Here is a 22460-nt window from a genome sequence, read left to right on the forward strand (position 1 = left end):
AGAATAGAAAAAAGGAAAACAAAAAATGGCAGAACGTAAGTATTTTGGTACCGATGGCGTACGTGGCAAAGTGGGAACATTCCCAATTACTCCAGATTTCGCCTTAAAACTTGGTTGGGCAGCAGGTAAAGTGTTGGCAACACAAGGTTCTAAAAAAGTATTAATCGGTAAAGACACGCGAATTTCTGGCTATATGTTGGAATCTGCTTTAGAAGCAGGGTTAACCGCAGCAGGTTTATCAGCCGTGTTTGTTGGTCCGATGCCAACGCCAGCAGTAGCTTATTTAACTCGTACTTTCCGTGCTGAAGCAGGTGTTGTGATTTCAGCATCACATAATCCTTATGATGATAACGGGATTAAATTTTTCTCAGCCCAAGGTACAAAATTGCCTGATGAAGTAGAAGAAGCTATTGAAGCCATGTTAGATCAGCCGATGGATTGTGTGGCATCAGCAGAATTAGGTAAGGCGAGCCGTATTAATGATGCTTCAGGGCGTTATATTGAATTTTGTAAAGGTACATTCCCGACAGAATTAAGTTTGGAAGGTTATAAAATCGTACTAGATTGTGCTAACGGTGCAACCTATCACATTGCACCAAGTGTTATGCGTGAACTTGGGGCGGAAGTGATTGAGATCGGTACTGAACCAGACGGTTTAAATATTAATGAAAAATGCGGAGCAACAGATATTAAAGCCTTGCAAGCCAAAGTATTAGAAACTAAAGCAGATGTTGGTTTAGCCTATGATGGTGACGGTGACCGTATTATGATGGTGGATCATTTAGGTAATAAGGTGGATGGCGACCAAATTCTGTATATTATTGCTCGTGAAGCCTTACGTTCAGGTAATTTAAAAGGCGGTGTAGTCGGTACTTTAATGAGCAATATGAGCCTTGAAATTGCCTTAAAACAGTTAGGTGTGCCATTCTTACGAGCCAACGTAGGCGACCGTTATGTATTGGAAAAAATGCAGGAAAATAACTGGAAATTTGGCGGTGAAAATTCAGGGCATATTATTATCTCGGATAAAAATACTACAGGCGATGGCATTATTGCATCACTAGCAGTATTGACCGCTATGGTACAACACAAATTAAGTTTGAATGAATTAGTAACGGCAGTGCCATTATTTCCACAAGTATTAATTAATGTACGTTTTGCTGGTGGAGAGAATCCATTAGAAAGTGATACAGTAAAATCTATAGCATCCGATGTAGAAAAACGTTTAGCGGGTAAAGGTCGAATTTTATTACGTAAATCAGGTACTGAACCGTTAATTCGAGTCATGGTAGAATGCCAAGATGGCGAACTTGCTCAACAATGTGCAGAAGAAATTGCCAATGCAGTGAAAGCCAATTAAATTAGGGAAGAAGTGCGGTGTAAAATATCGCACTTTTAACTTAAATCTTAATATCTCTCACTGATTTTTGTCGCCTTATAAGATAAGGCGTTTTTTTATGGTTTTTCTTTTTGAGTAACCACAAAAACTTTCATATTTGCTGGATTGTAAAGTTGTTTTGCCATTTCTCGACTATTTTCAAGAGTAATATTTTCCGCTAATTGGTTTAATTCCGTTAAATATTGTGGAGTGTTGAACTGGTTATCACTTAAGACTAAACGAGTTAACCACGTTTGTGGTGATGTTAATCGTTCTTTTTCCTTTTGTAGAAATTTCTTTTTGCTTTCGTTGACATCCGCCAGCACGATGTGATCAGCTAAATGTTGCAAGACGTTTTGTGCCAATTTTATTAAATGATCAGTTTTCTCAGGATTTGCGGTGAAACGTAATTCACTTTCAATTCGTTGTGTTTCAGGGTTTAACTTGCTTTCAAAGCGTAAACTGTACACGCCCAAATGTTCATCTCGGAGCGATAATTTTAATTTTTGGGTAGCAATGGATTGTAATAAGGAAACCAATACCGCATCTTTCCCTTGCCATTGATGTGGGTTAAATGTCCACAATTGCACATCATCTTTTGGGGCAATATTCATTGCAAAATAGCGAATATCTGTTCCGCCTAATGGCAACGTTTTTTGGCTAGGTAAAGCCTTTTGGCGTGGAATAGTGGTTAAATATTGTCGGATCAAATTTTTCACTTGATCATATTCCATATTATTCACCACGTAATAGGTTGTCGGTGCATTAACTATGGTTTGCCATTGTTGATTTAAATCTTGCTCGGTTAATTGGTTTAATTCTGTCAAGGTTGGCAAAATATCATGACGTTCTACACCATAGCGTAATTGGGTGAGTGCTTTAACTCTTTGATTTTCTAACGTATCTTTCTGTTGTAAATCAAGTTGGCGAATCATTTGTTGCTTTACGTCATCTAGCCCTTGGCGTACTTGGGTTTCCATTTGGTAAGCATAGTATAACCTTAGTAAATCCGCTAAATGTTGATTTTTTACCACCGCACTAAAGGATAAATTTTGCTCATCTTGTTTGGTAAATAAATTGATCTTATGCTGATTTTTCCAATATTCTAGCTCATTTTCTTGCCAATCCAACGGAGCATTTTGCATGACTAATTGGCTTGCCATTTGACTTTGCCAGTAACCTAAACCTTCCGCCTGAAAACCTGCACTGCTTTGGGTTTGCAAATAAGTGCTGTCTTTTGCCACCGCACTTTTTAACCACACTACTTTGTCACCATTGGACAGTGTGAAATAGATGACATTTTGCTCTGGATAGTTTTTTTCCGCCACAATTTCACCAGTTTGAGTAAGCATAGGAAAGGTTTTTAGCTTAATTTGCTTTTCTTGTTGTGGAGCAGAAAGTGCAGTTTTATCAGCATTTGCTTGTAAATTCACCACTATTTCAGATGTAATCGGTGCAATTTTAGTTAGGCGTGGTGCTTGATATTGAACAATGCGATCTTTTTGTGTAAACCAATTTAAAATATGCTGATTTACTTGTTCAAGGGTAATTTTTTGCAATAAAGGTTCGGTTAAATCGGCAATTTCAGCTTGTGAATAATAGGGTTTATCTGCCAAAATCGTTTCTTGTAACACTTGTATCCACTTGGCAAAATTCCGATCTTCCTTGTTTTCGCGAGCCTGATCAATTTGGGCTTGAATTGTGGCTTTTTGTTTAATGAGTTCAGGTTCGGTGATTGGGTATTGTTTCAGCCGAGCGATTTCGCTAAAAATAGCTTGCAAGCCTTGTTGATGCGAATGTTCATCCACACTAGTGAAAATTCCCAACGCTACCGTAGTTTTGCCAATATCAGATTTTCGTACCACCAAACTTTTCACGCCAGTTGGTAAATTTTCTTGCTGATGACGTAGTCGTTGGGTGAGCAGGCTTAAAGCAATGCGGTCGAGTAAACGCAGGAAACGTCCTTGTTCAGTTTGCTCTCGTATTTCCTTTTCGTTGAAACGCACAATATAAGCGATTTGACTCACGCCACTTTGCGGATCTTGTAATTGAATGGTGCGTAAGGTATCGCTTAATGTTGGTTCATAATAATCCCGTTGTGGTAAAGTTGAGGGTTTCATACCAGCAAAATATCGTTGAATAAGTTGCTGAGTTTTTTTTACCTCAATATCACCAACAATGAGTAATTGCATATTGTTTGGTACATACCAAGTGCGGTAGAAATTTTGCAAGTTTTTGGCGTGCATTTGCATAATGCTGTCCTGTGTGCCAATCACAGGGGAGCGAGTATAACGAGAATCCACTCGTACCGAATTGGTACGTAAACGATTCATGCGTTCACCCACACCTTGTCCTTGTCGCCATTCTTCCAGAATAATTTTACGTTCATCATTAAGATCTTGTTGGGTAATTCTTGCATGAAATAGCATTTGCGATAACACATCAAGACTTTGATTTAAATCCGTATTGAGTGGAGGGGCGAACATATAAGTTGTACTGTCATTGTTAGTTACCGCATTATAATGCTGTCCCCGTTGCCATTTGTTGCTATGTAAATAAGGCATCACGCCTTGTGGGTATTTTTCAGAAGCTCGGAAGACAATATGTTCCACCATATGTGCCACACCTGTTTGTTCATCTGTTTCATCGATTGCCCCTGCATTGACTTTCATGCGAATCTCAATATGCCCTTTTTCTTGATGCAAAGGTAACAGAGTATAGCGTAAACCGTTGTTGAGCTTACCTTGAATAGGGTGGCTGATTTCGGCATTTGCCAAGAGTGCAATAGATAATAGAAAAAAAGAAAAGAAAAAACGCATCGGGATCCTTAAATAAAGATAATAAACCACCTATCTATATTATACAGATAGGTGGCAGAAGTGCGGTGTTTTTTTATAAAATTACCAATTATAACTCACACCCAACCAGAAGTTACGCCCCATTCGCCAAACAGGTTTGGCGTTTGAATTGGCACGGGTGCTAACTGGTACTTGTTTGTTTAGTACGTTATTCACATCCAACGTTAATTCAAGGTATTGGGTGTTTTTGATTGGTAGGCTATAAGTGAAACGCCAGTCAAGATTGAAATGTCCTGCAATGGTTTCATCATAATAATTGACTGCTTCGCCTACATAATCGCCACAAATACGGCGTAATGATGCACTGGTGCTGTTGCTACCATTACAGTAAGACGTGTTATTTTGCGTGGTCATCTGAGTTTTCTTACCTTGGTAACTTAAGGTATGATCCCACGACAAATTAATGCTCGGGAATTTTGTGGTAATAGTACCAATCACTTTCCACGGGGCATTAAAGTCCGCTGGAGGTAATTCCGATGAATCGTATAATTGCTCATTATAGATAGCTTTCGCATAGGTGTCTGATGCAGACGCATCATAATGGCGGTTATTATTTTTATAGCGATAAATCGATCCTGCAATAGACCAACCCAATTCCATTGAACCTAATTTATAGGCTTCTGGTGAAGAAAAGGTGAGTGAGTAGGTGTTATTGCTTGATGTACCATCGTTCACCAATACATAATAGGCTTTACCGTTGATAATGCGTTGTTGAGAGGTAAGTTGATCACGCCCGTTACGATGTACCCATTTAAAGGTCAGGTCATTGCCCCATAATTTTTGGTTAAAGCCTAATACGATTTCATCATTATAAGGAGTTTTGACCTTGTTCATCATGCGTGGTACGTTCACATCGCCAGAGCTATATAATGCCCATTCTCCCAAGGAACCATCGCTATTAGTGCCATTATAACTACGGCGATAGGTTTCTCTACCCATAATGCCTTCACGTAATTTATAGCTTAAATTTGAGCGAGCATAATAGCGGTTTAAACCAGTAAAAACTTGGGTTTCTTTATCGCCAAATATATCATAGGAGGCAGATAAACGGTGGGCGAGGGAAGTATTGCCGTAGAATTTATTGTAATCGACTCTTAACCCTAAATTAGTTTCCAACCGTCCCCAAGTGATTTGATCTTGGATATAGGCACCGTAGTCATCATCGCTGGCTTTCACATTGCGAGTATAGAAATATTGTTTATTACGAGCATATTGGCTGCCATCAATACATTGTTCCGCTCCGTTACAAACCACGGCAGGATTGGATACATAATAATATTCCGTGGTGGCAATATCACGTTTATATTGGGCTTTAGATTTCTCCGCTGCCCAACCAAAACTGATTTTATGGTTGGTTGGACCCCAATCAAATTCGTTTACCGTGAAATCCTGTTTGGCAGTAAAACTTTCTTTTTGAGTATAAACACGACCATAGCCACCGTAGGTTTTTTCATACAAATAATCATCGCTAAATTCTAGGCTATAACGGCTATAATCGGCACTGTCATTTTCTACTTCATCGCCTGTTTTTTTATAGCCAATATGGGTTTTCATTTTCAGATTCGAAAATTCCTTTTCCCACTCAATACTGCCTTGAACCCCACCACCTGTGTTAGTATAACGACCATTGACCACGTTATCTCTTGGTTTTTCCGCTTTATGCGGTGAATAAATTAGGGTAGCGCGCCATAAATCGCCATTATTAGGCAAATAAATTCCACGCAATAAGAAAGTTTCATTGACACGTTTTTGATGGCTCGGCACACGACTGCCATCGGCATAGACTAATTCAGTATGATAATAATCAATATCCGATGTGGTGCGATCATAGGCAAGGGTGATCGCTACATTATCGCTTAACGGCGTACTTGCCACAAAACCATAGCTATGTTTCACATAATGTTGGTGAATATTTAAATAGCGGTTATTGCTAGTGTCGCCAGATACATAATAATCTGCCCACGCACTGCGCGTGGTGCGATAATACACACGTCCTTCAGGGCGTTCTAAATTCGGATCTTTTAATTCTGCATTAATCACCCCACCCGTAAAATTGCCATATTTGGCAGAAATATTGCTATCAAATACTTCCACGGTTTTGAGCAAAGACGGATCGATCCACAAAGATTGCGAGTTCCCATCTGGCAAATCATAAGGATTATTGGTATCAATAGAACGAGCATCTGCCCCTGGATTTAGGTTGTCATTATTGGACATGCCATCAATGATAAAGTTATTTTCCCAGTATTTTTCGCCATGGAAAGATACTTCATTCGGTTTTATATCGCCTGCATTATCCGCACTGTCCGCTGTATTGGAAAATTGCACATTCGGATTAGTACGTAATAATTCGGTAATATGGCTATTACGAATTGGCGTATGTTTAATTTTTTCCGCCGTAATAGTTTGTGTTCCCATTTGTTGGCTAAAGGATGTGCCACTGACCACAATAGTGTCCAAGGTTTCTGCCGTATCGCTTGCTTGCTCTGGTGAAACAACAGTATTTTCTTCCGCCATTACAGGCAGGGTTAAGGCTGCCCAAATACTGGTGGCTAATATAGAATAAGTAAATTTACGCATTGTTTAAATCCTTATTTTGAGCCTGCAAAAGCACCTTGCATATAAAGGGTATTATCTTTATAGCTTTCAAATGTGCCAGTGACTTCTTCGGCACCGCTACCAGCGAATGAGCCTTGGTAAGAGCCTGTTACTGCATTTGAGCTGATATTGGTGCTTGGTGTTAAGCCACTATTCCAAGTTGCATCACCAGCTAAATTCATTTTCGCAGTGCCTTCAAAGCCAACATTGCCGTTATTCACCTGAACTGCGGTATCTTCAAATACCGCAATGGTTCTGGTTCGGTTCTGGTTACTTTGGGTTTGATATACTAAGCCTGATACATTGCCATTATTGACAGTCATCTCAAATTGGCTAGTATGATTAATAGCACCACCTGCCGCAGTCTGACTATGAGAGGCATAACCTTTGTAAGTCGCATTCACCACCGCTGCCTTATCGGTGGTTTGATGTTGTGAATCCACTAAGCTAATAAATGAGTTAGTAACCCCTGTTTTATCACGATCTTCACGAATCACAGCATAGCCTGAATACGCATTTGCTACATTGATAACGACAGTACCTTCTTTGGTGCCAGTTTCATCAACAAATTGACCGCTGGTGTTGTAGTAGCGATAAGTGGCAAGGGAATTACTGCTACCACAACGAGTTTGGGCATTGTTAGCACAGTTGTAATAGTCGTAGTTGGTTGCAACAGCGTTTGCACCATAATAATTCCCTTTGTTTTTGATTTGTTTTAGTAGGGCATCACGCATTTCTTCACTGGCATAGGTATGCACCACAGAATCTGCTTGATTAACACTATAATTAGTAGTACGAGCTTCAAATTTTGCTTGAGCTGTAGCGGCGGCAAGAGTAGCGGCTTCTTCCGCAGCTTTAGTCGCTGCTTCTGCTGCTTGTGCGGCTTTTAATGCTGCTTCCGCTGCTTGTGCAGCAGCCAGTCCTTCGGCAGCGGCTTTAGCTGCAGCTTCTGCATCTGCGGCAGCTTGTGCCGCTGCTACAGCCTCTTCGGCGGTTTTAGCTGCTGCTTCGGCATCTGCGGCGGCTTTTTTGGCTGCAGCTGCTTGTTCGGCAGCTTTTTGTGCATCAGCTAGAGCTTGAGCGTTAGCTGCTTCTTCTTCCGCTGCTTTTTTAGCAGCTTCTGCTTCAGAAGCTGCTTGAGCGGCGGCAAGTACTGCTGCTTCCGCTTCAGCTTGAGCTTTAACTGCTGCGGCTTCTGCTTGGGTTTGTGCTGCAATTAAGGCATTAGTATCATTAAGCTGTGTAGTTAATGTTTGTAATTCGGTTTGAGCCTTAGCCAGTTCTTCACGAGCGGTATTAATATCATTTGTAATGGTACTTGATGCCCCACTGGCAGAGGATAAGTAAGCATTGGTATTTGTGTTTAACTGTTTATCTGCATTGGTTAATGATGTGTTAGCTAACGTAATTAAACGTGCTGCTTCATTTAACGCGGCGGTTTTTTCTGCCTCGGTGGTGGAGGCTTCGGCTTTGGCTAACGCTTCCTTGGCTGCATCAAGATTCGCTTGAGCGGTGGCAAGTTCAGTATTGCCGTTCGCCAAATAGCCTTGAACAATAGAAAGGTTATTTTCAGGGACAGATACGCCTGGAACTTCATTAGATCCAGATGAGCAAGCGTTCAATGATAAAGCCCCGAGTGAAAATAAGAGTTTAATAGCTAAATTAAATGTTGTTTGACGCATTTAAAATGTTCCTTATAAAAAGAGAAGATTAAAGTTAAAAGTTAAAAAGTTTTTTCCAATGAAAGCGTAATGCCTTTATCAGAATACGAGTACAAACTGGAAAAGTTACTGCGTTGTTTTTTCCAGTGGTAATTCAATTTCGGGGTAATTCCCCAAATATGCCAATCACGTTTCCAAACTGCGGTGTTAATTTGATAAATTTCATCTTCTCTAGCACGATCAAAATGGAAATTCGCTCCTAAAGAAAGATTATCTTTATATTTTCGTTTGCTGGCAGAAACATTGAGCCTTGATGAAATGCCTAACAACCATTCTTGCCCCCAGCCCAAACGTGCAGTAGTAAGATCATAGCTGTAATGGCGAATATTGGTAGTTTCACGGATCGCGTCTATGCCCGCATAAAAATATTGTTGCGGTGTTTTTCGCCATAATAGGGTGAGCGATGCCAGTTTGCTGTTGCCGTCTAAATTGTCATTTTGGGCATAGCAGTTACGACCATATTCTAAAGCAGTAGAGATTTGCCAATTTGGGGTAAACCAATGGGTTAATTCACCACGTCCTCCAATGCTACGTTTATAACGATGCCCGCCATACCATTGTTGTTCATTGAAAGGCAACAGCGACCACTGGGTTTTCTCGTTTTTGTGGCGATAGCCCAATAAAGTGCGGTTAATAATTTCATCATAATCATGGGCATCCCAATAATTACGCCCATAAAGGTCATTTTCGAGATGTAAATAATGTCCATTAAATAAGTTTAAATCCCGTTCAATCCCAAATTGGTAGCCAACCCCATGAGCTTTTTGTGGCAACATACTGTCATTTTTGACGAAAGGCGTATTTTCTAAATAATGTTCTGATGAAGCGTTATTGACGTTATCGGTGTGAAGATAGGTCGCCGATAGATTCACTTTCCAACCCTGACGATTTTTTAACGCCGTCAAATATTGATTAACTAAGCTGGCAATATCTTGCGGTAACGCTTGATCGGATAAGGCTTGTTCAAATTGATCTTGGGCGGCGTTATCCTGTTGAGAATAAAATAAGCAAATGGCTAATTGAATCCGCACAGGGGTTAAATCGGGGCGTTGAGCGATAATTTGACGATAGAGCGTAATCGCAGTGCTATAATCGCCTTGAAGTTTAGCAATTTGAGCTTCTGCAAATAAGACTAAAATGGGATCTTGTTGAGAAAAAGTGCGGTAGATTTTGAGCAATTTTTCAATGTGATTTAACTGTCCTGAATTAATCGCAAGATTAAGTAATTGTTCCGTGGCGGAAAAATCTTGAGCTAATAGCTTTTCATCATAAACATATTGAAAACCTGTATGCGGGAAATCTGCAGGTGCTTTCTGCTGCTGTTTCGGTTCAGCTACCTGAACCATTTTTTCAGGTACAGGGCGATCAATAGATGAAATCGGCACATTAGCCGCTAATGTGGAATAACTTACAGTTATTCCCAATAAACTCTGAAAATAAAAAGAAAAGAGTTGTTTTTTTACGCTGAACATAAGAAATACAATATGAAAAAAGTGGACGGATTTTAACCTATTTGATTAGTTGTGTAAATAATAATAGTTATTAATCAAGTCGATTTTTTTGTGTGTTTAGTGAGCAATTAATAAAACAAAGGGGCTTATCGAATCTGATTGATCTGCCCCCTTAAAATAACCAATAATTTTGTTAGAATATTTTATTCTACCATCACCCCCGAATTCCACTGTTTTGATTCATCTGGTCGGCGAATTTGTAACAAGAAACGTTGATTGGCTTTGGCTTGAGCTTGAATCACGGTGCCTGATGGGGTAGAAAATGAAATACCACCTTTCAATAGCTGTTGCACCGTTCCTGTATTCACTTCAATCCCAGACCAACCTAAGCCAGCGGTATAGCCTGATGATAGCCAAAATTGTGAGTTAGAACGAACTAAATGGGCATATTTATTATCAATGATAACATCAATTAATACTCGATCTCCCACACTATTTAGTTCTAGGTTACGAATTTTTCCAACATCAACACCACGATACATAATAGGTGATCCTAATGAGATATTTGACGCATCAGAGGTTTCTAACACAATAGGAAAACCTTTAGAAAACTTATTGTTTTGTTGAGTGTTTTTATCGTATAGGGCAAATTGTTTTTTGCTTTTTCCTGAACCAGCTTCAATATCAATGTATGGTTGTAGTAAGCTATCAAGGTTTTCCACTCCACTGGTAGAAATTTGCGGTGAAATTACTTTAAATACACTGCCTTCTTTTGCCACAATATTCATATAGTTTGGATTCATTAGTGCTTTGGCAATGATTTTATTGTTGCTTTTATCTAGGCTGACACTATCAATTTCCCCAACGGTTAAGCCCATATAACGTAAGCTCATTCCTTTACTTAGGTTTGTCGCATCAACAGCGGTAAGAGTAATCACTTGACCTGAAGATTTAGCGAGTAATTCATTTGCATATAAGGTATTGTTTTTGCCATTGCCAGTATTATCAAAGCTAATCGCACCTTTGAGTGAACGACCTATTGGCGAGGCTTGAATACTAATTCCTTTGGGTGTAATGTCAATTTGAGCCGCACTTTCTACCCAGAATAGGCTATTGTTAGTGAGTAAATGAGTAAATTTAGGATAAATTACCACGTCCACGTCAAAATGATCTTTTAAGGGACGAACATCTAAAATTTTACCTACTTCATATTGATGATACAGCACCAATGAGCCTTTGCTAATATTGGGTAATTGCGTAGTCTTCAAGGTTAAAGATGGTTTTATCTCACTTGTAGTGATGCCTACTTCAGCACTTTCTTGATCTTTATAAATCGGATACTGTGCTTTAGCATGACCCTGTCTATTATTATTAATAATTTTTACCCCACCTTGTAACCAGTTACCCGCAGCTGGAGTTTGCATCCGTAAGCCGTCTGCACCAATAGAAATATCAAAATTACTGGCGGCAATAAATTGTGTATTCGCATGAATTAGGTGTCGATAGGCTGGTAAAATGACCGCTTTAAATTCTACCCCATTTGTATCAACTTGTTGTTCCACCAATTTACCGATACTAATATTATTGTAATAAATTTCTTGTCCTTGGCTAATACCATAAGTTTCTGGTGCAGTTAAGGTGAGTTGTAGAGCGTTGGCTTGATTGAGTAATAATTCCTTTTCATTTAATACATTAAACTCAATACTTGGCTCACCATCACCTGCAATGATTTCTAAATATTGACCACGTAAAAGTTCAGGGAGTTTATCTAAATTAGTTAAATCGACTTTAGGGGAACGAATCACAATTTTACTGTTCTGACGTAAAAGATCTTTAACGCTTGGGTTTAATAGTAATTTACCTGTACGATGACTACTGTTGATGCTGGCATCTGTGATTTGGGTCAACATACCCACTTGCATACCTTGAGAAAATACTTCAGTTTTACCTGCGTGAAAATCGTTTTCTATTGGCAACGTCACATTGACTTCAATGCCACGTTGAGCTGAAGATAAATCAGGGTAGAGAGTATATTGCTGTTCATTCTGTGCTATGTCACTTTCTGCTGGTGAATCAAAAGTAATTGCACCACGCACTACGGCTTGTAAGCTATCAATATTAAGATTAATTCCCGACAAATCTATGTCGGCTCGAATACCACTGATATTCCAGAAATGACTGTCTTTTTTGATTAAATGTGCATATTCCTTTTCAATAACAACGTTAATTTGTACTTGTTTTTGATCTTTAGTAAAGTGGTAATCTAATACTTTCCCCACAGGCATTTTTTTATAGAAAATAGAAGCCCCTTGTGAAATAGATCCCAAATCATCAGATAATAAATGGATCAATAAATCACCTTCTGCCAGTTGAACAATTTGGCTACCAGTTTCGGCAATAAAATCATACTTATAATCACCATCTCCAGGCTGTAAAGTAATATAGTTACCAGAAATTAGCGTATCTAATCCAGAAATTCCAGCTAAAGAAGCGTTTGGTTGAACTAGCCAGAATTTAGTATTTTCTCGTAATACAGTTTTGGCTTCGGGATAAATACTGGCTTCGACTTTGACCAGTTTTAAATCATCGGTAAAATTCACTTTTTTTACCAGACCGATTTGTAAACCCTGATATCTAATTTGAGTTTTATTGGCGACTAACCCATCACCGTTAGCAAAGGTAATATGTACTGTTTCACCTTGTTCTTTGATAATTTGAAAGAACAGTGTTGCACCAATAATTAAGGCAATAATCGGTAATAACCAAAAGGGTGAAATACTGCGACTTTTGCGAACTTTCGCAGGAATAATATTTGGCTGTTCAGAACTAACAGCAAGATCAGTTTTATTTTCTTTCGTCATAGATTTTCCAAAGTAAACGACTGTCAAAAGTAGTGGTGGCTATCATGGTTAAAAATACTGATAAGCCAAAATAGATGGCGGCGGGACCCACCGAAAAATTAATAATTTGCCCTCGTGTAACCAAAGACATCATTAACGCTAATACAAATAAATCGAGCATTGACCAACGACCAACAAAATGCACAATATGAAATAATCGCATTTGCCACTTGATCGAATGTTGCCAGTTAAAATGAATACTAAATAATAAATAGAGCATGATCGCAATTTTGCTAAAAGGTACAAAAATACTGGCAAAAAAGACTACAAAAGCAACAAAATAACTGCCCATTTCAATAAAGGAAATTACCCCTGAGATCAAGGTGTCTCCAGTAGGGACGTTAGTCATGGAAACATAGGAAATTGGAAAAATATTGGCTGGAAAAATCATCACAATACCTGCAAGTAACGCTGCCCAAGTTTGTTGTAAGCTCGTTTCTGCGGTTTTTATGGGTTCATTATGGCAACGGGGACAACGATCTATACCTTTATGATCCTTAATTGGATGCTCAAAAGTGTAATCGCAACTACTACAAAAGTGCGGTGGATTTTCTGCGGATATTTCGGATAATTTAACGTGTTGGGGATAAAAATCATTCCATAATTCTTTCGGATTGATGTTAGCGAATAACAGGGTATTTAGCAACGCTGTGGCTAAAAAAGCAATTAAATAAACATCAAAAGATAAGGTGGCGTAATCACGTACTTTAAAGGCAGTCACACCAAGGGCAACTAAATAAACATCAAACATCACCCAAGGCTTAATATAATCTATAGCAATTAATAAATTACGGGGTTTTTGGTGAGTGAGTTTGGCGAGCTGTAACAAAATGACCAATAATGCAAAGGATATTGGCATAAATACCGCACAGAGAAAGATTAAAAATGCGGTATAAGGATAGCCCTCCGTTGCCATTTTCCAGATTCCGCCCCAAATTGAAGCATCAACTTGTGAACCGATTAAATCTACACTCAATAACGGATAATTTAATGCAAACGGCGTTAAAATAAGAATAGAAAGGGCAATAATAGCACAACGTTTTAATGACCACCGATCGGCAGATTGTAAATCGTGATGACAACGTGGACATTCGGCATGTTCACCTTTCGCCAAATCAGAAACTGCTACTAACGCATTACATTCGCCACAGCGAGCAATGTGATTAATTTGAAGATCTGAATTTGATACGTTCTGCATTTGATAGGCTTTGTATGGTTGAATATGGTTTCTGTTAATAGACCAATATTCTATACATTAATTGCAGATTTGCCAAATGTTGAGCGTAAATAATCTGCCAGTTCGCTATATTGAAATGAAAAACCTTGTTCAAGTAATTTTTGCGGATAAAGATTTTGGCTATCCAGAATTAAACAAGCTCGTTCGCCTAAAATAAGTTTGAGTAAAAAAGTGGGAACGTTCATAAATGCTGGACGGTGTAACTGTTTAGCAAGCAATCGGTTAAAATCTTTATTGCGAACAGGATTGGGCGAACAGAGATTAAATGCCCCTTGACAGCTTGGGGTATGCAGTAAAAAATCAATCGCATTCAACATATCTTCAAGAGCAATCCAAGGCATAAATTGTAAGCCATTGCCTAGCTTTCCGCCTAATCTATAACGGTATAACGGCAATATTTTAGCTAATGCCCCCCCTTTAGGAGAAAATACCATGCCTGTTCGTGATAAACAAACTCGGGTGTTAGCTTGTTTAGCCACCAGTTCCCATTGCTGACACAGTTGAGCGGTAAAGTTTTGACCTGCAGATTGGGCTTCTGTAATGATCTGATCGCCATTATCTGCATAATATCCATAAGCAGATCCCGAAATAAAACATTGCGGTGGATTTTCACTAGTATTAATAAGTGCGGTTAATTTTTCGGTTAAATTTATACGGCTTTGCCATAATCGAACTTTTTGTTGTGCCGTCCAACGATGATCAAAAATCGGTTCTCCCGCCAAATTTATTACGGCATCAAATTGATTAAAATTGGTAAAAACTTGCAAAGAATGCACCGCACTTACATGACAAAAAGCAGCATGATCTTGAAAATAAGACAAGGCTTTTTCTGGTGAACGAGTGAGTAGTGTTACTTGATATTCTTGCTCAAGCCAACGATTGACTAATTCTCGTCCGATTAATCCTGTTCCACCAGTAATAAAGATTTGCATCATTATAAGGAATTTTCAAAAAGTTGTTGAATATTAATAATAAGTTGCTTAATTGGTGTATTAAGTGTTGGTGTAATAAAAATGGTATCGTCACCAGCAATCGTACCTAAAATACCATCTGTTTTGCCGACAGAATCCAATAGCCGAGCAATTAATTGTGCCGCCCCAGGGCTAGTTTTAATGACGACTAGAAAATTATTATGATCAATATCTAACACCAAATTTTTCAATGGACTACTGGTATTAGGCACGCTTAATTCATTCGGTAAGCAATAAACCATTTCCATTCTGGTATTGCGAGTACGCACTGCACCGAATTTACTCAACATGCGAGATACTTTTGATTGATTAATGCTATTAAATCCAAGATCCTGTAAAGCATTGACAATTTCTATTTGTGAAGCAAATTTTTCTTGTGCTAATAACTCTTTAAATGCCGTCATGAGGCTATCGTTTTTTGTTTCAATCATCACTTTTTACTAATTTAGAATGCGTTGCATAAGTTTTGCATAAAAATGCACAATTAATCAATAAAAATTTATTTATATCCAAATAAATAAACAAAAACTTGAGCTAGATCGCAAATTTATATTTTGCTATTTGAATTATACTGTTGTTAAGTTTAAACTATAAATGAGAGCTAGGTTTTGTAGCCAATTCTTATGATTACCGAGTTGTTACAAGTCCTAATTTTTTTAATGTTAAGGAGAAAACTATGAAAATTGCCGTTTTAGGTGCAGCAGGTGGTATCGGTCAACCATTATCACTATTATTGAAATTACAACTTCCAGCAGGATCAGAGCTAGCATTATACGATGTGGCTCCAATGACCCCTGGTGTAGCGAAAGATTTAAGCCACATTTCTACCGCAGTTAAAGTGGAAGGTTATGCGGGTGATGATATTGGAGCTGCATTAACAGGTGCTGATGTGGTGGTTATTTCTGCTGGCGTGGCAAGAAAACCAGGTATGGATCGCTCAGATTTATTTAATATTAATGCTGGTATTATCCGTGATTTAGTACAAAATGTAGCGAAATTCGCCCCAACAGCTTGCGTGGGTATTATCACTAACCCTGTAAACACGACAGTTGCTATTGCTGCTGAAGTGTTAAAGCGTGCAGGCATTTATGATAAACGTAAATTATTTGGTATCACAACATTAGACGTGTTGCGTGCAGAAACTTTTGTTGCTGAACAAAAAGGCTTAGAAGTAGAACGTAACAGTATTCCTGTCATTGGTGGTCATTCTGGTACAACTATTTTACCAATTTTCTCACAAGTACAATATGCAACTTGGGGAAAAGAAGAAATCGTTGAACTCACTAAACAAGTGCAAAATGCTGGTACGGATGTCGTAAATGCGAAAGCTGGTGCTGGTTCAGCAACATTGTCAATGGCAATGGCAGCCGCTCGTTTTACCCAAGCTTTAGTACGAGGTTTGCAAGGTGAAGTCGCAGTAGAATGTGCTTACGTTGAGGGCAATGGTGAATATGCTCGTTTCTTCTCGCAACCAGTACGTTTTGGTCGTAATGGTGTAGATGCCTTGTTACCAATCGGTGAATTAAGTGCCTTTGAACAAGAACAATTACACGCAATGCTACCACAATTAAAAGCAGATATTGAATTGGGTGAGAAATTTGTGGCTTAATCTTATTGTGCTTTGATAAAATATCTGCACCCTAGAAGTTAGCTTAACTAACTTACTAAGGTGCAGATTTTATTATTCTACTTTAACAATCCAGCCTTCAGGTGCTGGTTTGTCGCCAAATTGAATTCCAACTAATTCTTCATAAAGTTTACGAGTTACAGGTCCAACTTCAGTTTCTGAATAGAAAACATGGAAGTCATCACCATTGAGAATACCGCCGATTGGCGTAATCACTGCTGCTGTACCACAAGCCCCCGCTTCGCTAAATTGATCTAATTGATTAATATATATATCACCTTCAATCGCTTCCATACCAAAGCGTTCTTTTGCTAAATAGAGTAGAGAGTATTTGGTGATACTTGGCAAAATAGATGGTGAAATAGGGGTGATAAATTTATTATCTCTGGTAATACCAAAGAAATTTGCAGATCCCACTTCTTCAATTTTGGTGTGAGTGGTGGGATCTAAATAAATACAGTCGGCATAACCTTGAATTTTGGCTTTTTTACCTGGATAAAGGCTAGCCGCATAGTTTCCACCAACTTTGGCAGCTCCAGTTCCATGTGGAGCGGCACGATCGTAATTGGATACCATAAAATTAGTTGGCTTTAAACCACCTTTAAAATAGGCTCCCACTGGGCAAACAAAAATAGAAAAGATATATTCAGGAGCAACATTCACACCTATGTTATCTCCAACTCCGATCAAGAATGGACGTAAATATAAGGTGGCGCCTGAACCATAAGGTCCAATCCATTCTTCATTGGCTTTTACCACTTGTTTACAAGCATCTATAAACATTTCAACAGACACTTCTGGCATTAATAAACGTTGGCAGCTACGTTGCATACGTTTGGCATTTTCATCAGGACGGAATAGATTAATTGAACCGTCTTTACAGCGGTAGGCTTTTAATCCTTCAAAACATTGTTGTCCGTAGTGCAGTGCGGTGGAGCCTTCACTAATATGTAGCACATTATCTGTCACTAATTCGCCTTTTTGCCATTCGCCATTTTTCCAGTAAGCAATATAGCGATAGTCTGTTTTTATATAACTAAATCCAAGATTATTCCAGTCAAGATCTTTCATAATTTATCCTTATTGTATTTGAAAAAGATGATGTCGCTAAATTTACATGATAATGTGAAGATTGAAAACTATTATTTGAGATTTTATGTGGGCTAATGTTAGAATTATTCCATAAAAAACACCGCACTTATAAAGTGCGGTGTTGTTACCCCAAGTTTAGGGCTAAATATACAGGAAGTTATGTTCGGTTTCCCGAACAATATGCAAACACAACATAATACTTAATTAAAAGTAAGCAACTTCTAATTAATGAAAAGAATTACTCATGATTAAGTATGTTTGTAGTATAATGTAACTGGATAGACCAGTCAAATGAGAAAAACTTATCAGTCGAATCAAAAAAACTAATCCTACTCATCAAAATTAGGGGAAAATTATGGGGAAACGTTTACCGCCCTTAAATTCATTAAAAGCCTTTGAAAGTTCAGCTACCCATTTAAGTTTTACCAAAGCTGCAGAAGAACTTTTCGTTACCCAAGCGGCTGTCAGTCATCAAATTAAATTATTAGAAGATTTTTTAGGCATTGAGTTATTTGTACGGAAAAATAGGCTGTTAGAACTGACTGAAAAAGGGAAACAGTATTATGCCGAAATCTCGCCATTGTTACAGAAACTCGCTCATGTGACAGAGAAAATTATGTCGAAAGACAAATCTCAGTTAAACATTAGTGTACCACAAACTTTTGCCATTCAATGGCTTGTACCACATTTATATTCATTTAATCAATTATATCCAGATATTGAAGTTCGGATTCGAGCAACAGAACAAGATGAGGGTATCTTAAATAAAGATATTGATGTTGCTATTTATTATGGCTATGGTAATTGGGATAATCTCTATACAGAACAATTAGCTAAGGCGGATTTGGTGATATTAGCATCACCTAAATTATTGGAGAAAAAACCGATTCATTCGGCACAAGATTTGCAACAACATCAACTAATTCATATTCATAATCACGATAACTGGCAAATGATGGCACATTATTTAAATATAGAGTTGCCAAATGTGCGAAATGGTTGTATATTTAGCCATACATTAATGGCATTACAAACAGCGGTTTATGGGCAGGGATTGATTTTAGCGAATCAGATGTTAGCTCAACAGGAAATTGATCAAGGCAATTTACAAATTGTATTACCAATGAAATTGCAAGATCCTAAATCTTTTTATGTGGTCAATAATCAGGTTAGAAATAATGAAAAAACGATCCAATCATTTCGCCATTGGATTGTACAAGAGATTGATAAATCAGGAATAAATAAGGAGATATGATGGGAAATAAATTTTTATCGTTTGCCGCCTTGAGCGGGTTTATTAGTGTTGCTTTTGGGGCTTTTGTTTCTCATGGTTTGCAGTATGAATTTTCAGAGCAACAAATAAATTGGTTTGATATTGCGTGGAAATATCATACTTTTCACACGGTTGCTTTGTTAGCATTAGGCTGGTTTATTTCTGCCACTATGCCACAGAATGCACCTAAATGCCGTCAAACTGCGGTGAATATTATCGGTTTTTCATGGTTATTAGGTATATTGTTGTTTAGTGGTCCACTTTATACCATGGCTGTATTAGGTACTTGCTCCATTGCCATGTTTGTACCAGTTGGGGGAATGGCGTTTTTATTCGGCTGGGCAACATTATTGGTGGTTTCGGTACGTTCTAGTTTCGCCAGAAGAGCTATGAAATAAGGAAGTTCATTGAATAAATTAGCATTATATTGCCGTATTGGTTTTGAAAAAGAAGTGGCGGCGGAAATAACGGATAAAGCGGCAGAGCGTGGTGTATTCGGCTTTGCTCGAGTGCAAGAAAATAGTGGTTATGTCATTTTTGAATGTTATCAAATTGGAGAAGCGGATAAATTAGCTCGTGAGATTCCTTTTAATCAATTAATTTTTGTTCGTCAAATAATCGTAATATCGGATTTATTGACAAATTTAGATCCTACTGATCGTATTAGCCCGATTGTCGAAAAATTTCATGAATTTTCACCGCCGTTTAACCTAAAACAAAGCACTGAAATTTGGGTAGAAACCGCGGATACTAATGAAGCAAAAGAATTATTAGGATTCTGTCGAAAATTTACTGTACCATTACGCCAAGCCTTGCGAAAACAGGGATGGTTGCAATGCCAAGAAATTAAAAAAAGTGGTGTTACCTTACATTGTTTATTTATAGCAAATAATGCCTGTTATATTGGCTATTCCTATAATAACAATCATTCCGCTCATTTTATGGGTATTCCACGCTTAAAATTCCCTATGGACGCACCGAGTCGTTCAACCTTAAAATTAGAAGATGCTATTTTAACCTTTATTCCTACCGAACAAGAATCTAAACGTCTAAATGAAAATATGATTGGTGTAGATTTAGGGGCTTGCCCAGGCGGTTGGACCTATCAACTGGTTCGCCGTGGTTTGTTTGTGTATGCGGTAGATCATGGCAAAATGGCAGCCAGTTTACATGATACTGGACGAATTGAACATTGCCCTGAGGACGGATTTAAATTTCAGCCACCAAAACGTAAAAAAATTGATTGGCTGGTTTGTGATATGGTGGAACAACCGAGCAGAATTACGGATTTAATTAGCAAATGGTTGCTCAATGGTTGGTGTCGAGAAACGATTTTTAATCTTAAATTACCCATGAAAAAACGTTATCAAGAAGTGCAAAAATGTTTGCAACAATTATCTGATAGTTTGGATAGTCAGGGGATAAAATTCCGTTTACAAGCTAAACATTTATACCATGATAGAGAAGAAATTACAGTGCATATTCAATTAATAAGCCATGGAGTAACACAATGAAAATTGCCCTTGGCGTAGAATATAACGGCACGCATTATTTAGGTTGGCAACGGCAACAAAATCTACCGAGTGTTCAGGCAGAACTTGAAAAAGCCTTGTCGGTGGTGGCTAATCAAAATATAGAAGTATTTTGTGCAGGAAGAACGGATAGCGGTGTGCATGCGACAGGGCAAGTGGTACATTTTGAAACAAATGTAGATCGCCCTGAAAAAGCGTGGGAATTTGGCACAAATGCCAATTTACCAGATGATATTGCCGTGAAATGGGCGAAGATCGTGCCTGATGATTTTCATGCTCGCTTTAGTGCTACTGCACGGCGTTATCGTTATATTTTGTATTGTAATCGATTACGTTCTGCTATTTTACCTACTGGCGTGACGCATACCCATTTAGACTTGGACTACAATAGAATGCGTGAAGCTGGACAAGCATTATTAGGCGAACGGGATTTCACAAGTTTCCGAGCAGCTCAATGTCAATCTCATAGTCCATGGCGAAATGTACATTCGTTAATGGTATCTCGATTTGGTGATTATATTATTGTCGAAATTCAAGCTAACGCCTTTTTACATCACATGGTTCGCAATATTGTGGGGAGTTTAATGGAAGTGGGTTGTGGGCGAAAGCCTGAAAGTTGGATAGCGGAATTATTAGCTAAAAAAGACCGCACTTTAGCTGCTCCCACAGCGAAACCAGATGGGTTATATTTGGTGAATGTGCAATATCCAAGACGTTTTCAGTTGCCACAAACACCGCTAGGACCTTTGTTCTTACCAGATGAATTGCCAGCATTTATTATCGAAAGATTAAAATTATGGTAGAAATATCTACAAAACAAGTCAAATTTGTGGTTAAATACGTAGGATTTTCATTTAACAACATTAAGGTTAAATAATGAGCTGGATTGATAAAATTTTTAGTAAATCGCCGTCATCTTCGGCAAGAAAAAAAGCCAATGTGCCAGAAGGTGTATGGACAAAATGTACGTCATGTGAACAAGTATTATATCGTGATGAATTAAAACGCCATTTGGAAGTTTGTCCGAAATGTGGTCATCACATGCGGATTGATGCTCGTGAGCGTTTAGATGCGTTGTTGGATAAAGATAGTATTGTGGAAATAGCCGCTGATCTTGAACCACAAGACGTGTTAAAATTCAAAGATTTGAAAAAATATAAAGATCGTATTACAGCTGCTCAAAAAGAAACTGGCGAAAAAGATGCGTTAATCACCGTTTCTGGTACGCTGTATGGCATGCCGATTGTCGCAGCAGCATCAAACTTTAGCTTTATGGGCGGATCTATGGGATCGGTAGTTGGTGCGAAGTTTGTGCAAGCGGCGGAACAAGCTATTGAAAAAAATTGTCCGTTTGTGTGTTTTTCTGCCAGTGGTGGTGCAAGAATGCAAGAAGCCTTGTTATCCCTTATGCAAATGGCAAAAACCAGTGCAGTATTGGCAAAAATGAAAGAAAAAGGTGTACCGTTTATTTCTGTATTAACCGATCCAACTTTAGGTGGTGTGTCAGCCAGCTTTGCCATGCTAGGTGATTTAAATATTGCTGAACCGAAAGCCTTAATCGGTTTTGCTGGTCCGCGAGTCATTGAGCAAACGGTACGTGAAAAATTGCCAGAAGGTTTCCAACGTTCTGAATTTTTATTAGAACACGGAGCTATTGACATGATCGTGAAACGTGCCGAAATGCGTGAAAAATTGGCAAATGTATTAAGTCAATTAATGGGATTGCCATCACCATTTATTGAAGCTGAATTACTTGAAAATACAGTAGAAAACGTTACCGCAGAAAGCACTATTGCAACAGAGCTTAAATAGGATATATTTG

Annotated in this window: 16 protein-coding genes; 7 read left to right on the plus strand and 9 right to left on the minus strand. The window is 38.4% G+C overall.

Annotated elements, in window-relative coordinates; genetic code table 11:
* Positions 1-25 precede the first annotated feature (25 nt).
* A complete protein-coding gene (gene glmM, locus O1Q81_RS06140; RefSeq protein ID WP_386696543.1) occupies positions 26-1360 on the plus strand; it encodes a phosphoglucosamine mutase in 1335 nt (444 codons plus the stop codon).
* Between the two features lie 95 nt (positions 1361-1455).
* Here glmM and O1Q81_RS06145 read toward each other — a convergent pair whose 3' ends face one another.
* From O1Q81_RS06145 to argR, 8 genes are all read right to left on the minus strand, one after another.
* Entirely contained in the window at positions 1456-4197 is a 2742-nt protein-coding gene (locus O1Q81_RS06145) for an insulinase family protein (RefSeq protein ID WP_386696545.1), read from the minus strand.
* 81 nt (positions 4198-4278) lie between these two features.
* Entirely contained in the window at positions 4279-6816 is a 2538-nt protein-coding gene (locus O1Q81_RS06150; protein WP_386696547.1) for a TonB-dependent receptor plug domain-containing protein, read from the minus strand.
* A gap of 11 nt (positions 6817-6827) precedes the next feature.
* On the minus strand, positions 6828-8516 hold the full coding sequence (locus O1Q81_RS06155) for a hypothetical protein (protein ID WP_386696549.1): 1689 nt from the start codon (positions 8514-8516) through the stop codon (positions 6828-6830).
* Positions 8517-8557: 41 nt separating this feature from the next.
* Entirely contained in the window at positions 8558-10027 is a 1470-nt protein-coding gene (locus O1Q81_RS06160) for a surface lipoprotein assembly modifier (RefSeq protein WP_386685996.1), read from the minus strand.
* Positions 10028-10209: 182 nt separating this feature from the next.
* Positions 10210-12867 carry an MlaD family protein gene (locus tag O1Q81_RS06165; RefSeq protein ID WP_386696551.1) on the minus strand — a complete coding sequence of 886 codons (2658 nt, stop codon included), beginning with the start codon at positions 12865-12867 and terminating at the stop codon, positions 10210-10212.
* Positions 12851-14104, minus strand: a complete 1254-nt coding sequence (locus O1Q81_RS06170) for a PqiA/YebS family transporter subunit (protein ID WP_386696553.1) — start codon at positions 14102-14104, stop codon at positions 12851-12853. Before O1Q81_RS06170 ends, O1Q81_RS06165 begins: the two co-directional genes overlap by 17 nt.
* 50 nt (positions 14105-14154) lie before the next feature.
* Positions 14155-15075, minus strand: coding sequence for a TIGR01777 family oxidoreductase (locus O1Q81_RS06175; RefSeq protein WP_386698623.1), 921 nt, complete (start codon positions 15073-15075; stop codon positions 14155-14157).
* Between the two features lie 2 nt (positions 15076-15077).
* Positions 15078-15545, minus strand: a complete 468-nt coding sequence (gene argR, locus O1Q81_RS06180; protein ID WP_386686002.1) for a transcriptional regulator ArgR — start codon at positions 15543-15545, stop codon at positions 15078-15080.
* A gap of 245 nt (positions 15546-15790) precedes the next feature.
* Here argR and mdh point away from each other — a divergent pair, with 245 nt between their 5' ends.
* The gene (gene mdh / locus O1Q81_RS06185) at positions 15791-16723 is read left to right on the plus strand and encodes a malate dehydrogenase (protein ID WP_386686004.1); all 933 of its coding nucleotides are present in this window, start codon (positions 15791-15793) and stop codon (positions 16721-16723) included.
* Positions 16724-16795: 72 nt separating this feature from the next.
* Here the strand turns inward: mdh and O1Q81_RS06190 are convergent, their stop codons facing one another.
* A complete protein-coding gene (locus O1Q81_RS06190; protein WP_386696161.1) occupies positions 16796-17815 on the minus strand; it encodes a branched-chain amino acid aminotransferase in 1020 nt (339 codons plus the stop codon).
* A gap of 373 nt (positions 17816-18188) precedes the next feature.
* Here O1Q81_RS06190 and O1Q81_RS06195 point away from each other — a divergent pair, with 373 nt between their 5' ends.
* The 5 genes from O1Q81_RS06195 to accD all read left to right on the plus strand — a co-directional run bounded on the left by O1Q81_RS06195 (position 18189) and on the right by accD (position 22450).
* Entirely contained in the window at positions 18189-19088 is a 900-nt protein-coding gene (locus O1Q81_RS06195) for a transcriptional regulator GcvA (RefSeq protein ID WP_386696555.1), read from the plus strand.
* A complete protein-coding gene (locus O1Q81_RS06200) occupies positions 19088-19504 on the plus strand; it encodes a DUF423 domain-containing protein (RefSeq protein ID WP_386696557.1) in 417 nt (138 codons plus the stop codon). Before O1Q81_RS06195 ends, O1Q81_RS06200 begins: the two co-directional genes overlap by 1 nt.
* 9 nt (positions 19505-19513) lie before the next feature.
* On the plus strand, positions 19514-20620 hold the full coding sequence (rlmM, locus tag O1Q81_RS06205; protein ID WP_386696559.1) for a 23S rRNA (cytidine(2498)-2'-O)-methyltransferase RlmM: 1107 nt from the start codon (positions 19514-19516) through the stop codon (positions 20618-20620).
* Positions 20617-21441 carry a tRNA pseudouridine(38-40) synthase TruA gene (gene truA / locus O1Q81_RS06210; protein ID WP_386690237.1) on the plus strand — a complete coding sequence of 275 codons (825 nt, stop codon included), beginning with the start codon at positions 20617-20619 and terminating at the stop codon, positions 21439-21441. Before rlmM ends, truA begins: the two co-directional genes overlap by 4 nt.
* 73 nt (positions 21442-21514) lie before the next feature.
* Positions 21515-22450 (plus strand): acetyl-CoA carboxylase, carboxyltransferase subunit beta, encoded by a 936-nt coding sequence (accD, locus tag O1Q81_RS06215; protein ID WP_132302483.1) that lies wholly within the window; start codon positions 21515-21517, stop codon positions 22448-22450.
* The last annotated feature ends 10 nt before the right edge of the window (positions 22451-22460 follow it).

It is taken from the genome of Lonepinella sp. MS14436, assembly GCF_042470565.1.
GTDB lineage: Bacteria > Pseudomonadota > Gammaproteobacteria > Enterobacterales > Pasteurellaceae > Lonepinella.

What these genes read in the sequence shown, in the direction of transcription:
- O1Q81_RS06155 (WP_386696549.1), bottom strand. Translation starts at nt 8,516, where the DNA reads ATGCGTCAAACAACATTTAATTTAGCTATTAAACTCTTATTTTCACTC.
- mdh (WP_386686004.1), top strand. Translation starts at nt 15,791, where the DNA reads ATGAAAATTGCCGTTTTAGGTGCAGCAGGTGGTATCGGTCAACCATTA.
- O1Q81_RS06165 (WP_386696551.1), bottom strand. Translation starts at nt 12,867, where the DNA reads ATGACGAAAGAAAATAAAACTGATCTTGCTGTTAGTTCTGAACAGCCA.
- O1Q81_RS06145 (WP_386696545.1), bottom strand. Translation starts at nt 4,197, where the DNA reads ATGCGTTTTTTCTTTTCTTTTTTTCTATTATCTATTGCACTCTTGGCA.
- O1Q81_RS06200 (WP_386696557.1), top strand. Translation starts at nt 19,088, where the DNA reads ATGGGAAATAAATTTTTATCGTTTGCCGCCTTGAGCGGGTTTATTAGT.
- O1Q81_RS06195 (WP_386696555.1), top strand. Translation starts at nt 18,189, where the DNA reads ATGGGGAAACGTTTACCGCCCTTAAATTCATTAAAAGCCTTTGAAAGT.
- glmM (WP_386696543.1), top strand. Translation starts at nt 26, where the DNA reads ATGGCAGAACGTAAGTATTTTGGTACCGATGGCGTACGTGGCAAAGTG.
- O1Q81_RS06170 (WP_386696553.1), bottom strand. Translation starts at nt 14,104, where the DNA reads ATGCAGAACGTATCAAATTCAGATCTTCAAATTAATCACATTGCTCGC.
- accD (WP_132302483.1), top strand. Translation starts at nt 21,515, where the DNA reads ATGAGCTGGATTGATAAAATTTTTAGTAAATCGCCGTCATCTTCGGCA.
- O1Q81_RS06175 (WP_386698623.1), bottom strand. Translation starts at nt 15,075, where the DNA reads ATGCAAATCTTTATTACTGGTGGAACAGGATTAATCGGACGAGAATTA.
- argR (WP_386686002.1), bottom strand. Translation starts at nt 15,545, where the DNA reads ATGATTGAAACAAAAAACGATAGCCTCATGACGGCATTTAAAGAGTTA.
- O1Q81_RS06160 (WP_386685996.1), bottom strand. Translation starts at nt 10,027, where the DNA reads ATGTTCAGCGTAAAAAAACAACTCTTTTCTTTTTATTTTCAGAGTTTA.
- truA (WP_386690237.1), top strand. Translation starts at nt 20,617, where the DNA reads ATGAAAATTGCCCTTGGCGTAGAATATAACGGCACGCATTATTTAGGT.
- O1Q81_RS06150 (WP_386696547.1), bottom strand. Translation starts at nt 6,816, where the DNA reads ATGCGTAAATTTACTTATTCTATATTAGCCACCAGTATTTGGGCAGCC.